This is a genomic window from Aeromonas sp. 102P (assembly GCF_051920345.1).
In the GTDB taxonomy this organism is placed as follows: Bacteria; Pseudomonadota; Gammaproteobacteria; order Enterobacterales; family Aeromonadaceae; genus Aeromonas; species Aeromonas veronii.
Window position 1 is genome coordinate 3,980,775 of the sequence record NZ_JBQBCZ010000001.1, and the last position, 12,352, is coordinate 3,993,126.

General features: G+C 60.2%; 14 protein-coding genes and 2 tRNA genes. 5 read left to right on the top strand and 11 right to left on the bottom strand.

The window, feature by feature from the left end; genetic code table 11:
• Nucleotides 1–17: 17 nt before the first annotated feature.
• The 4 genes from ACTG1K_RS18655 to ACTG1K_RS18670 all read left to right on the top strand — a co-directional run bounded on the left by ACTG1K_RS18655 (nt 18) and on the right by ACTG1K_RS18670 (nt 4,192).
• Nucleotides 18–713: an energy-coupling factor ABC transporter ATP-binding protein gene (locus ACTG1K_RS18655; RefSeq protein WP_019446237.1), complete on the top strand. Its 696-nt coding sequence runs from the start codon at nt 18–20 to the stop codon at nt 711–713.
• Nucleotides 685–1,329 (top strand): molybdenum cofactor guanylyltransferase MobA, encoded by a 645-nt coding sequence (mobA, locus tag ACTG1K_RS18660; protein WP_440006321.1) that lies wholly within the window; start codon nt 685–687, stop codon nt 1,327–1,329. The genes ACTG1K_RS18655 and mobA overlap by 29 nt, the downstream gene beginning before the upstream one ends.
• Nucleotides 1,326–3,071 carry a bifunctional molybdopterin-guanine dinucleotide biosynthesis adaptor protein MobB/molybdopterin molybdotransferase MoeA gene (locus ACTG1K_RS18665; protein WP_440006323.1) on the top strand — a complete coding sequence of 582 codons (1,746 nt, stop codon included), beginning with the start codon at nt 1,326–1,328 and terminating at the stop codon, nt 3,069–3,071. The genes mobA and ACTG1K_RS18665 overlap by 4 nt, the downstream gene beginning before the upstream one ends.
• Nucleotides 3,072–3,133: 62 nt before the next feature.
• Nucleotides 3,134–4,192 carry an FUSC family protein gene (locus ACTG1K_RS18670; RefSeq protein WP_021229852.1) on the top strand — a complete coding sequence of 353 codons (1,059 nt, stop codon included), beginning with the start codon at nt 3,134–3,136 and terminating at the stop codon, nt 4,190–4,192.
• 77 nt (nt 4,193–4,269) lie between these two features.
• Here the strand turns inward: ACTG1K_RS18670 and ACTG1K_RS18675 are convergent, their stop codons facing one another.
• The 9 genes from ACTG1K_RS18675 to ACTG1K_RS18715 all read right to left on the bottom strand — a co-directional run bounded on the left by ACTG1K_RS18675 (nt 4,270) and on the right by ACTG1K_RS18715 (nt 11,507).
• Nucleotides 4,270–5,643, bottom strand: coding sequence for an HD-GYP domain-containing protein (locus tag ACTG1K_RS18675; RefSeq protein WP_440006325.1), 1,374 nt, complete (start codon nt 5,641–5,643; stop codon nt 4,270–4,272).
• An 87-nt stretch (nt 5,644–5,730) separates the two neighbouring features.
• Nucleotides 5,731–6,285: a DUF3332 domain-containing protein gene (locus ACTG1K_RS18680; protein WP_236356190.1), complete on the bottom strand. Its 555-nt coding sequence runs from the start codon at nt 6,283–6,285 to the stop codon at nt 5,731–5,733.
• Nucleotides 6,286–6,446: 161 nt separating this feature from the next.
• Nucleotides 6,447–7,742, bottom strand: coding sequence for a methyl-accepting chemotaxis protein (locus ACTG1K_RS18685; RefSeq protein ID WP_270818041.1), 1,296 nt, complete (start codon nt 7,740–7,742; stop codon nt 6,447–6,449).
• A gap of 179 nt (nt 7,743–7,921) precedes the next feature.
• Entirely contained in the window at nt 7,922–8,404 is a 483-nt protein-coding gene (locus ACTG1K_RS18690) for a GNAT family N-acetyltransferase (RefSeq protein ID WP_106842754.1), read from the bottom strand.
• Between the two features lie 97 nt (nt 8,405–8,501).
• Nucleotides 8,502–8,945 (bottom strand): DoxX family protein, encoded by a 444-nt coding sequence (locus ACTG1K_RS18695; protein ID WP_374879119.1) that lies wholly within the window; start codon nt 8,943–8,945, stop codon nt 8,502–8,504.
• Nucleotides 8,942–9,694, bottom strand: a complete 753-nt coding sequence (locus ACTG1K_RS18700) for an HvfC/BufC N-terminal domain-containing protein (RefSeq protein WP_113740432.1) — start codon at nt 9,692–9,694, stop codon at nt 8,942–8,944. The genes ACTG1K_RS18695 and ACTG1K_RS18700 overlap by 4 nt, the downstream gene beginning before the upstream one ends.
• Nucleotides 9,687–10,535, bottom strand: a complete 849-nt coding sequence (gene bufB, locus ACTG1K_RS18705; protein ID WP_113740431.1) for an MNIO family bufferin maturase — start codon at nt 10,533–10,535, stop codon at nt 9,687–9,689. The genes ACTG1K_RS18700 and bufB overlap by 8 nt, the downstream gene beginning before the upstream one ends.
• Nucleotides 10,536–10,607: 72 nt before the next feature.
• Nucleotides 10,608–10,871: a BufA1 family periplasmic bufferin-type metallophore gene (locus tag ACTG1K_RS18710; RefSeq protein WP_440006328.1), complete on the bottom strand. Its 264-nt coding sequence runs from the start codon at nt 10,869–10,871 to the stop codon at nt 10,608–10,610.
• A 435-nt stretch (nt 10,872–11,306) separates the two neighbouring features.
• On the bottom strand, nt 11,307–11,507 hold the full coding sequence (locus tag ACTG1K_RS18715; RefSeq protein WP_005334863.1) for a YbfA family protein: 201 nt from the start codon (nt 11,505–11,507) through the stop codon (nt 11,307–11,309).
• Between the two features lie 212 nt (nt 11,508–11,719).
• Here ACTG1K_RS18715 and ACTG1K_RS18720 point away from each other — a divergent pair, with 212 nt between their 5' ends.
• A complete protein-coding gene (locus ACTG1K_RS18720; RefSeq protein WP_005347702.1) occupies nt 11,720–12,013 on the top strand; it encodes a hypothetical protein in 294 nt (97 codons plus the stop codon).
• Nucleotides 12,014–12,063: 50 nt separating this feature from the next.
• Here the strand turns inward: ACTG1K_RS18720 and ACTG1K_RS18725 are convergent.
• A tRNA-Cys gene (locus tag ACTG1K_RS18725) sits at nt 12,064–12,137 on the bottom strand.
• A gap of 57 nt (nt 12,138–12,194) precedes the next feature.
• Nucleotides 12,195–12,270 (bottom strand) — tRNA-Gly (locus ACTG1K_RS18730).
• Nucleotides 12,271–12,352 lie beyond the last annotated feature (82 nt).

Below are 12,352 nucleotides of genomic sequence, written 5' to 3' on the forward strand. Positions count from 1 at the left end.
ATCAACAGGAGTACCCCATGGCCCTGACCGCCCACCAGCTAACGATGCGCTTTGGCGAGCGCCAGCTGTTCGAGATTGACCGGCTCGCCATCGCACCGGGGGATGCCATCTGGCTGCACGGAGCCAACGGGGTGGGCAAGACCACCTTGCTCAAGATCCTGGCGGGGCTGCTGGCCCCCACCCGCGGCCACACCAATCTGCCGGGGCGCTGGCAACAGCGGCTCAACCGGCTGCTCAAGCGGGATCTGGGGCCGGGCAGGGTTACCTATCTGCACCAGACCCCCTATCTGTTCGATCGCACGGTGCACGACAACGTGGCTTGGGCGCTCGATAAACAGCTCGGCAGCGAGATCCGGGTGTTCGAGGCGCTGCGCCGGGTCGAGCTGGAGGGACTGGCGCGGGAGCACATCAGCATTCTCTCGGGTGGCGAACGGCAACGGCTGGCGATGGCCCGTGCCTGGGCACTGCAACCGGCCTTTCTGCTGATGGATGAGCCCACCGCCAATCTGGACACACATTCGGTTGCCCTGATGGCCGCATTGGCGCAAGATCTGCGAGAACATGGCAGCGGCCTGGTCGTCATCAGCCACCAGAGCAACGCATTGACCTCCCTGTGCGAGCGGCAATGGACCCTCGCCCGTGGCCAGCTGCAAGAGACGACCCCTTTAAAAATCATCGAGCGACATGACTTCAAAAAGCGACAGCCACTCTGATCCCGTTGCCGTATCAGCAGTGATCCTGGCAGGAGGCCGCGCCACCCGGATGGGGGGCGAAGACAAGGGATGGGTAGCACTGGCGGGACGCCCTCTTATCGACCATGTTCTGGCGCGCCTGCGCCCCCAGGTGGATGAGGTACTGATCAACGCCAACCGCAGTCAGGCCCGCTATCAAGCGCTGGCCTCGGTCATCTGCGATGACAACAACGACTATCTCGGCCCGCTGGCGGGCATGCAGGCAGGCCTTGCCGCCGCCCGTCACGACTGGGTGCTGTTTGTCCCCTGCGATGGCCCCGCTCTGCCGCTGGATCTGCTGAGCCGCTTTCGCGCCGCCCTGACCCCGGATACCGAGCTGGTAGTGGCCCACGACGGCGACTGGCTGCAACCCGTGGTGGCCCTGCTGCACAAATCCCTGCTCCCCTCCCTCACCGCCGCGCTGGCAGAGGGTGAGCGCAAAATCGATATCTGGTTTGCCCGCCACAATATGGCGGTGGTGAGCTTTGCCGATCAGCCGGATGCCTTTATCAATCTCAATAGCCCTACCGAGCTGGCCGCCTACGAGGCCCGTCTGCTCGCCCCGGCTATCGCCCCCCAACAAGGAGTCACCTCATGACCCCGGCCCCCACCCTTCCCCTGCTCGGCTTCGCCGCCTGGAGCGGCACCGGCAAGACCACCTTGCTGGAGCAGTTGATCCCCCTGCTGGTGGATCGCGGCCTGCGCATCGGGGTGCTCAAGCACGCCCACCACGACTTTGATATCGACCAGCCGGGCAAAGACAGCTATCGCCTGCGCAAGGCGGGTGCCCAGCAGATGATGGTCGCCTCCCGTCGTCGTCATGCTCGTATCATTGAGACGGAACTGGCCGAAGCTGATTTTCGCCAGCTGCTGGCCAGCTTCGATCAAACAGAGCTCGATCTGCTCTTGGTCGAGGGGTTCAAGCACGAACACTTCCCGAAAATCGAGCTGCACCGCGCCGAGATTGGCAAGCCGCTACTCTTCCCCGAAGACAGCGACATCATCGCGCTGGCCAGCGATCAGCCCGCAGAGACCACCCTGCCGCAACTCGATATCAACGATCTGGCGGCTATCGCCGACTTCGTCTGCCGCTGGCTTGACGGCTGCCAGAGCAAGGAGCCGGAGGCGGGCAAGGGCTTTCTCTCGGTCGAGGCGGCCCGCAACGCCATTCTGGCGGCCCTCACCCCGAGCACTGCCTGCATCGATAAACCGCTGGCCCAGTGCCACGGCGCCGTGCTGGCCGCCGATCTGATAAGCCCCATCAATGTGCCCCCCCACGCCAACTCGGCGATGGATGGCATCGGCCTTCGCAGCGACGATCTCGCCGCCGGTCGCTGGCAACTGGTGGGGGAAGTGCTGGCGGGCCAGCAGCGCCACGAGCCTGTGCTGGCCGGTCAGGCGGTGCAGATCATGACCGGCGCCCCGCTGCCCCCCGGGGTAGATACTGTGGTGATGCGGGAAGAGACGCTGATTGAAGGTGAGTGGGTCACGGTCACCGCCCCGATCCGCGCAGGGCAGAATGTGCGCCTCGCCGGCGAAGATCTCGCCAAGGGGGCGGTCGCCATCCCGGCCGGGACCTGGCTGGGTGCCCCCCAGCTGGGGCTGGCGGCATCACTCGGTCAAGCCTGTCTCACGGTGCGCACCCCGCTGAAAGTGGCGCTGTTCAGTACCGGCGACGAGGTGCAGGCGCCGGGCGAGCAGCTCGCCCCCGGCCATATCTTCGACAGCAACCGCTTCACCCTGATGGCCCTTATCCGCGCCGCCGGTTGCGAGGTGATGGACCTTGGCATCATTCCCGATGACAAGACCATTCTGCGCCAGCAGCTGGAGCAGGCCGCCGCCAGCGCCGATCTGGTGCTGAGCTCGGGTGGGGTCTCGGTAGGCAACGCCGACTTTATCAAGCTGGTGCTGGCAGAGCTCGGCCAGATCGATTTCTGGCGCATCCAGATGCGGCCGGGCCGCCCGCTCGCCTTTGGCAAGCTGGGGCAGACCCCCTTCTTCGGCCTGCCGGGCAATCCGGTTGCGGCGATGATCTGCGTACTGCAGTTTGTCGAGCCCGCTATCGCCCGCTTGCAAGGCAAGCGGTGGCAGCCGCTGCGCCTCTCGGCACTGGCGGACGAGAAGATGAAGAGCCGCCCGGGGCGCACCGAGTTTCTGCGCGGCATCTTTCATCAGGACCGTAACGGCCAGTTGCGGGTGCGCACCACAGGGCCACAGGGCTCCGGCATTCTCAGCTCCATGGCCGATGCCAACTGCCTGATTGAAATCGTACCGGATCAACCCGGGATCGCCGTTGGCGAACGTGTCTGGATCCACCCCCTGCAGGGACGACTGGCCTAAATCCCGACGGGGCGTCGGCCGGATGCACGGCGCCCCGTCCCCCACCTGACAGGAGGCAGACCGTGCGTCTTGATGCCCCCCTCTCCCGACTCGATCTGCTGGTCTATGGCCGCTACCGGATCGTCCATGGCCTGCGCATTGCGCTCGCCTTTATGCTCACCTTTCTGCTGACCCGCGAGCTGAAACTGCCGGAGAGCACCTGGCCGCTGATAACCTTGGTGGTGGTGATGGGCCCCATCTCGTTTTGGGGCAATGTGCTCTCCCGCGCCCTGCAGCGGGTGGTGGGCACCATCTTCGGCGCCAGTTGCGGGGTGGTGGCGCTCTATCTCGAGATCTACTCCCTGCCACTCACCCTGATCTGGTGCGGGTGCATCATGTTTCTCTGCGGCTATCTGGCCCTCGGCAAGCGCCCCTATGTGGGGCTGCTGATCGGCATCACCCTGGGAGTCACCATGGGGGCCATGCCGGGGGACATAGAGACGGCGCTGTGGCGCAGTGCCGACGTGATACTGGGCTCCCTGCTGGCGCTGCTCTTTTGCAGCATCTATCCCCAGCGGGCCTACAGCCACTGGCGGCTGCAACTGCACCAGATCCTGCAGCAGTCGGGGCGGCTCTATCACACTCACCTCTCCCCCAATGTGCTGGAGCGCCCGCGCCTCAAGCACAATCTCTCCCAGCTGCTGGCACAGACCGGCAAACTGCGGGCCCTGCTGGCCCCTGCGGCCAAGGAGACACGCCACAGCGTCGCCCTGTTTGATGCGGTGCAGGTCACCATGCGCAACACCCTCTGCACTCTTGAGATGCTGGCCAACACCTACTGGAACGATCGGGAGAGCCACTTCCTGATGCAGAGCACGGCTGCGCTGCAAGCCTGCCATCTGGCCACCGAGGAGGCGATCAACCAGCTTGCCCTGATGATGCAAACCGGTGACGGGCGCGGGGCCGATGCCGCCATCGCCCGCCTGCACGAGGTGGCGACCCAGGTATCGCTCCCCCCCAATACCGAGGCCGCCATCAATGGCTACCTCTGGCTCAACGTCCAGCTGACCGAACAGCTCACCCACCTGCGCCGCCTGCTGGGACTGATCCTCACCCCGCCCCATCGCAAGCAGCCCGACTAGATCCAATGTAAAACGCCCCGCAGTGGCGGGGGCGTTTTGCTGTCTGACTGGCCGCTTGGGCCGTTGTTCAGCAACTCTTAACTGGCATTGGCCAGCGGCTGCTCGGTGGTGAGGTAGAGGGAGAAATCCTGAATACCCGCCTGCAGGGCGGCAAAACAGTCAGGGTCTATTGCGGTGCCCAGATTCTCCGCCATCATCTCCAGCGCCTGCGGCACAGGGATGGCGCCGCGATAGGGGCGCTTGGCGGTGATGGCATCGAAGATGTCGGCTGTGGTGATGATGCGCGTCTCAAGGGTAATCTCATCCCCTTTCAGCCCCTTGGGGTAGCCCTTGCCATCGAGCCGCTCATGGTGGGCGCCCGCCACTTGTGCCAACTCCTCGAAGGCGCCGATGCGGCTCAGGATCTCCTCGGTGTAGGCGGCATGCATCTGCACCGCCGCCCACTCCTGCGCATCGAGCTTGCCCGGCTTGTCGAGAATGGCGTTGCTCACCCCGAGCTTGCCCACGTCATGGAGCAGGGCGCCCCGCTTGAGCCAGCGTCGACGCGGCTCGGACAACCCCATCTGGGTGGCAAGAATGTCGGTATAGAGCGCCACCCTGCCGCTGTGACCCGCGGTGTAGGGACTTTTGGAGTCCACCACCTGCCCGAAGGCCGCCGCGATTTCATCCAGATAATCTTCATCCAGCGCCACCTCCCCTTGCCCGGCCGGGTGGACCAGCACCCACTCGGTCAGTCGGGGATCGGCCAGTCCTTGCCAGAACTCTTCGTCGGCCAGCGCTTCAAATTCCCGAACCAGTGCCGGATCAAACCAGCTGCCGCTGCGCTCGCGCAGCTCCTTGAGCGCCGCATCCGGACCTGCGGCCGCGTGAAACACATCCACCACCTGACAGAGCAGGGCAATGCGGGAGAAGAGCGGGATCGCCTCGCCAGCCAGTTGCAGGGGCCGACCTTTGCCATTCCAGTGTTCATCAAGGGAGAGAATGCCATCAGCCACCTCGTCACTGAAACGGAGCTGGCGAGCAATATCCGCCCCCCGATGACAACGGGTCTGGATCAGTTCGTTGGCAATCTGGTCGCCGTTGCGAAAGATATGAAACAGGCTGCGAAAACGTCCCAGCAGATCCGCCTGCAAGCCGGTGTGGCCCAGCACAAAGTTGACTACCTCGGAGAGGGAGCCATCCACCAGTTTGAAATCGCGTTTGAAGTGAAGATCGTCGGTGAGATAGAGCTCGCAGATGCGGGCGGCATTGCTGCTGCACCCAAGATCCTTAAGCAGGAGCGTGTAATAGAGATCATGGCGCAGCCGGGCGTCCAGTCCCAGCTGCTCCCCCAGACGGGAACCTATCCAGCAGCAGCGAATGCAGTGTCCTCTTGGTTGCCCCTCGGTCATATCGAGCGCATGACTGAGGGAACCAATCAACTCCGCCAATCGCAATCCATTCACCGTCATAGTCTACTCCCTTAGACATCATGGCGATTTTGCCAGCAGATTAGGTATACCCCATCTGAAGCTGGATCGATCTGGATTCAGTTGAATTTAGGCAGCAGCCTTGCCCTGATTAGCCCGCTCTTCCAGCTCCGCACGGCTCAGGGTAGAGACAAAGCGGCCATCGAAGTAGATATCCATCAACTCGCCACGCTTCTCGCCACGCATCATGCTGCGGCGACCATCCAGATAGTGCACCTCCATCTGGGCGGTATGCTCGTCCGGGTAGCTGATCTCCACCTCGCGCACCCCTTGTGGCAGCATGGCCAGCGGCACCTTCTTGAGGGCCGGATCCAGATGCTGGTTCACCTTGATCACCGGATTGACTTTCATGTCCACCACAGCCGGAGATTTGCCGGTGATGGGGTTCTTGCCAGACCAGAACTCGATGGTATTGAACACAAACAGGTCAGCGGTCGCGGCCAGACCGTAGACAGGGGAGAGCAGCATAAAGACCCCGGCACGAGCGTAGCGGTTATCCACCACGCTCAGGTTGCCCTTGGTGACCATGCCGGAAAGCCCCATCTGCCCCATACAGCCGCCCAGACCCATGCTCGCGACCATAACCAGCAGGGCCATTGCCCGCCCCTTCTGTTGTAATGCCATCGTGTTCTGTTCCTGCTCTGAAATAAATGAGGCGGCAAGCCTAATCAAGGGGCCAGAAGAGGACAATGCACAATGGCGGGACGATACAGGAGGGGTTCAGATTGGGGCACTGACTGCTCAAATATGAGTCAATGCCCCGGCATGACAGGAAGTCTGGGGGTTCAGATTGCCAGATCAGAGACGGTGCTGGAGACGTTGCTCGCTTCCCGGCGGATGTCGCTCATCACCTCATTCACCTCGCCCACCTGCTGCTTGCCCAGCTCGGCGCTGCTGGCGACATCGGACATCTCGGAGGTGACCTTGGCGGTCAACTCCCGGTTGTTTTGTACCACCTTGGCAATCTCGTCGGTAGAGAGGGAAGTGCGGGCCGCCAGCTGGCGAACCTCGTCAGCCACCACCGCAAAACCACGCCCCTGATCCCCCGCCCGCGCAGCCTCAATGGCCGCGTTAAGGGCCAGCAGATTGGTCTGGTCGGCGATGCTGCTGATGGTGGAGACGATCGCCTCGATGCTGCGCGACTGCTCGTTGAGCTGGTTGATAAGGCCGATACTGTGAGTCAACTGGCTGGCAATCAGGCTGGAGGTATCGACCACCGAGGAGAGCAGACCCGCGCCGCGCTCGGCGCAGTTCAGGGTCTCCCGGGCCGCATCGTGGGCCAACATGGCCGCTTCCCGCACCGCATCGCTCTTGTTGATCCGCTCGGTAATATCGCTGGCGAATTTGATCACCTTCACCACCTTGCGATGCTCATCAAGGATCGGGTTGTAGGTCGCCTCCAGCCACACTTTGCTACCGTGACTGTTCTGACGACAAAAGAGACCGGACTTGAACTGACCACGGCCCAACTCATCCCAGAAGTGAGGCTGGTCTCGATAGAACTGATCGTCGCAAAAGATACGGTGATGCTTGCCCTGCACCTGAGCCAGCGTATAGCCCATGGTATGGAGGAAATTGCCGTTGGCAGCAATCACCTCCCCGCCGGGGGTGAACTCGATGACCGCCAGCGACCGATCCAGCGCCGTCACCACCGCCTGCTGGCTGAGCAGTTGCAGGTGGTGCTCGGTAATATCGGCCGCGATCTTGATCACCTTGGTCACCACGCCCCGCAACTTGACCGGAAAATAGGTTGCTTCCAGCCAAATCGCCTCGCCCCGTTTGTTGAAGCGCTGGAATACCCCAGTACGGGAACGCCCCTGCTTCAGATCCGCCCAAAACTGCTGATAGTCGCTGCTCTGGGCATAGAGCTTGTCGCAAAAGATACGGTGATGCTGGCCGATAACCTCGGGCGCACTGAAGCCCACCACGTTGAGAAAGAGATCATTGGCGGCCAGCACAGTGCCATCCGGCGTAAAGGTGATGGTCGCCACGCTGCCGTGCACTGCGTCAAAAAATCCCTGCTGTTCCAGAAGTTGATCCTGGCACTGCTGCAACTCGGCTTTCAGTTTGCTATTGAACATCGAAACGTATCCTCCAGACTGGCACCCACCATGGCCAAACCACGCAGTGGATCAATAAGATAATGGTGGCGTGCTCCATCAGCATAGTTGGCAGCTTTGCCGCGATCCCATCTGACGCCATATTTATTGCTGTAAATCAAATTCACCGACCAAACGCCACTCATGCAGAGCTGCAACCCTTATTCCACCGCCGGTTGCCACTCCAGATAGGCCGGATTGGCGACAAAGCCGATCCGCTCATATAGAGGGCGCCCCTGCTCGCTGGCATGGAGCCACACCTTGCCCAGCTGACGCGATCTGGCGAAGGCTGTAATGGCATTGAGCAGCGCCGTGGCGATCCCCTGCTGGCGCCATTGCGGCCGCGTATACATGTTGAGCAGGTACCCCTCCACTCCCGCCAGATTGCCGGGATAGGGCGGCCGTTCAAATAATGCCAGCGTCCCTGCCGCCACGATCTGTTTGCCGCCCTCCAGCGTATCGGCCTCAGCCAGCCAGGATAAAGCACTCTCTTCACTCATCGCCCGGGTAAAGTAGTCAAGGGTGGCCTGCCACAAGGCCGGGTCTGCCTGCGGCGTCACCAGCTCACCGACCTCACAAAACAGCTCCATGCGCAGCGCCACCATTGCGGGAATATCTGCGGCCCTTGCCTGACGAATGATCATTGGCTGCTCCTTTTCTCTCATGGGAAATTTCGCCGGCCGTCATTATGACAAAGAGCGCCTTGTGGCGCTCTTTGTCATTGGGAAAATCACTGATAAATCAATGGTTGCGACGTGTCAGCCAATAATCCAGGCTCAGCACACCGCCGCCCCAGATGATCAGGGTCAGCAGCATCCAGCCCCACAGCTGGTGATCGTAAAAGCCACCCGCCCAGAGGGTCGGGTAGGAGATCACCGCCATGATATTGAAGCCAAACAGCAGCAAGGCGGCTGGGCGAGTAAAAAGCCCCGCCAGCAGGAAGAGCGGCAACAGCAGCTCGGCGGCCGTCCCCAGATAAGCAGCCCACAACCAGGGCAGCAGGGGCACCTGATACTCGGATTCAAACAGATAGAGGGTGGAATCCCACGCCGTCAGCTTGAGCCAGCCTGAAGTGATAAAAACCGACGCAACCCACAGCCGCGCCAGCAACAGCACACCAGCGCTGCTCCAGCGCGGCAAATCACCACTCGAGCTGGCCAGCGCCAGCCATTTGTTTGCCATCATGGCATTACCTCCATATCCACCAGCAGACCAAGGGTTATCAGGCGAGTGAGATGTTCACTGGCCGCAGGGTCGGCCGCAAGCAGATCGACCAGCGCCGTACCAGCGAGACATCCCTGTAGCAGCGCCCACTCACCCGCCGTCAGGGGCAAGGGGGCAACCCGGCAATCCGGCTGTTTCTTCAATGCCAGCCAGACGGGGGCATCAAGCACCTCCACCGCTTCACCACAGTGCAGCGCCATCTGCCACAGGGCCAGTACCGGATAATCGCTGGCAACCAGCAGTAGATCCGTGGCTGGCAAGAGTCGCAGCCGCTCCCATTGTTGCGGCGATAATGCGGCCAGACGCTCGGCTGGCCAGCAGCGTGATTCCAGCGGCAGCAGACTGGCACGCTCAAGCTGCCATTCGAACTGAGCCAGCTCCTCCAGCCAGGGCAGTCCGGTTGTAGTCGGCAAGCGGGCCAACCATTGGCCAAATCCGGCGCCATAGTGCATGACGCTCCCTTCCCTGAGCGGCTCGGCCAATACGAAGCCACGGGCCGCCGCTGCAAAAAAGTCATCCCCGACCATAGCCTTGACGGCGGGATAACTGCTCGCCAGCACCTCGCCAAGGCTCAGGATGAAGTGGTTGCGATAGACCTGCAGCACCGATTCGGCAGGAAAGAGCCGGGAGCTGATGTGAGGGGCAATAGCGTCAGGCGCCCCCAGCAGACCATCGGCAAAGTGCTGTTGCAGCTGTGCCAGTTCAGCCATGGGCCACCTCCCGTGGTGCACTCATGGCACGCGCCTCATCCAGAATGGCGCCGGCCTGCGCCGCCTCTGCCAGCAAGACCGGCAGCGGCGGGATCTCGAGGTCCCACTCAATCAGGGTGGGAATGGCCTGCTTGCGGCAGATCTGGCGATAGAGTTCCCAGACCGGCTCCACCACAGGGGCGCTGTGGGTGTCGATATAGAGGGAGCCTTCCGGCAGCTGCTTCTCGGTATAACCGGCCAGATGGATCTCCCCGACGGTGGCGAGATCGATCGCCGCCAGATACTCATCGCAAGAGAAACCGTGATTGAAGGCACTGACATAGAGATTGTTGAGGTCGAGCAGGATGCCGCACTCGCTGCGCTGCTGCAGCTCGGCCAGAAATTCCCACTCGCTCATCTCCCCGGCCAGTTGCAGATAGGAGGAGGGATTTTCAATCAGCATGCGGCAACCCAGAGTCTGTTGTACCTGCTGGATCTTGTCGCTCATGTTGCGCAGGGAGGCTCGGGTATAGGGCACCGGCAGCAGATCGTTGAAGTAACGCCCGCCAATGCTGCCCCAGCTGAGATGTTCGGAGATCCGTACCGGTTTGATCGCCGCAGCCAGTGTCGACAACTGCTGCAGATGGTGCGGATCGAGCGGGTCGGCAGAACCGAGGGACATGCCAACGCCGTGAAGACTGACGGGGTAGTGCTGCGCCAGTTCGGCGAGCACCTGAAAACCGTGACTGTGCCGTTCGAAGTAATTTTCACTGTGCACCTCCAGCCAACCGACTGCCGGCAGGGTTTGCCGGATCTCATCGTAATGGGGGGTGCGTAATCCGATGCCAATCAAAGGGTTCATCGCAAGACTCGCTTTCGCCAATCAGAGAAGATGCAGGGGGCGACCCATTGGCCATCCCCTGCCCGATGTCTCTTACTTGGGTTGCAGCGAACCGCCGACCAACTTCTCGCACAGCCCTTTGGGCATCACCACAAAGGCATCACCCTGAGCATCTTCCTTGGCAGTACCGGCGCAGGAGCTGCTCTTGGTCGCACAGTCATTCTTGCTGGCCTTGACCACGCCGTAGCACTTCTCCTTTTCATCGGCAGCCATTGCTGGTGCCACGATAAATTGGGCGCCCAGCGCCAGCAGACCGGTCATGGCGGAGGCGATAGCAGTGCTTTTTTTAACATTCATGTTCATGTTCCTTTTGATGTCGTTGGATGTTGCTGATATCCCCGATTTGTCGCAACCGGGTACCTGCAATAGAACCGGCAAACGGGATATTCCCTTTCAAAAAAACACAAAAAGAGTTAAAAAATCCAAATACAGACACTCAATTAATTGATTTTAAAAAGCTATTCCATCATTGAAAATTTCTCGACGACCACCCATTAATGAACGAGGAAAGTGCCATAAGGTGCTTTCATCCCGTTAATCTTCTTCACTGCTCCCATCAAAAGAGATATGTCAGACATAAAAAATCCCCGCCAACAGGCAGGGCTGGATGCAACTTGCAAGAAACAAGAAATCAACAAGCGGGGGGGGGGGTTGGGAGCCAGAAGTTGCGGCAAGCAGATAAAAAAAGAGACAGCTTTGGCTGTCTCTTTTTGCACATGGTGCGAATGGGGTTTAGTAGAAGATCCGCTCGCCACGCTCGCTCATTTTGAGCCACACCGGTTTGGTGCTGGTTTTATTCCAGATCCGGTGCAGATAGCTGTAGAAGCGGGCACGATCGCTGCGAAACAGCATCACGGGGAAAGCCAGAATGCCCACCAGCAATACATAAATGCGACGAAGAATAATCTGAGTCAGGGAAAAGGGATGAAACATGATGTAACTCCTTACTGGTAAGACCACTGAGCAAAGATTACCCCACTCCATGTAGGATTACTACATCATCAACGCATTTTTTTATAAAAAAATGGTGAAAAACGGGAAATACTGAAAACGGGTTACGTTATTAACCAACAGTTAACAAACTTGCGAAAATCGTGCGCTTTGCCACAGTTATCAGGGGAAAAACATGCAGTAGGGAGACACGCATGAAACTGCCGGAAGTGGCACTGCTGGTGCTGATGGTTGCCCTGACACGGGCACAACTGGAGGAGTGGCAACTGAATCGGGAAGATGCCATCGTGCTGGCCGAACGGGGCGTGCCCACCGTCAGCCTGTGGCAATGCGGCACACTGAAGCAACGGATTGCGGATCTCAACCAGCACAGTGCCGAGGTGCAGTTTCAATATCGGGGGCAAAACATGGCGGATGTGAGCCACTATCTCGAGCGCGAGTGGAAACAGGCTGGCTGTGAACAGTTACTGGTACAGCAAGGATACTGACCAAGCTTCACGGTCTCGAAGAGTGATTATTGAGATAAACAGAGAAAATATGGAGGCACGTTCCGGAGTCGAACCGGACTAAACGGATTTGCAATCCGCTGCATAACCGCTTTGCTAACGCGCCATGCTGACAAGACTGATTGTCTTGAAAGTGAGTTCCATCGTTGGTGTGATGGAAAATTGGAGCGGGAAACGAGACTCGAACTCGCGACCCCGACCTTGGCAAGGTCGTGCTCTACCAACTGAGCTATTCCCGCGTTACTGCTTTCGTGCCAGTTGCCTGACAACGAGGCGCATTATACGTACCACGAGCGCCAGCACAACCCCTTTTTCGCAATT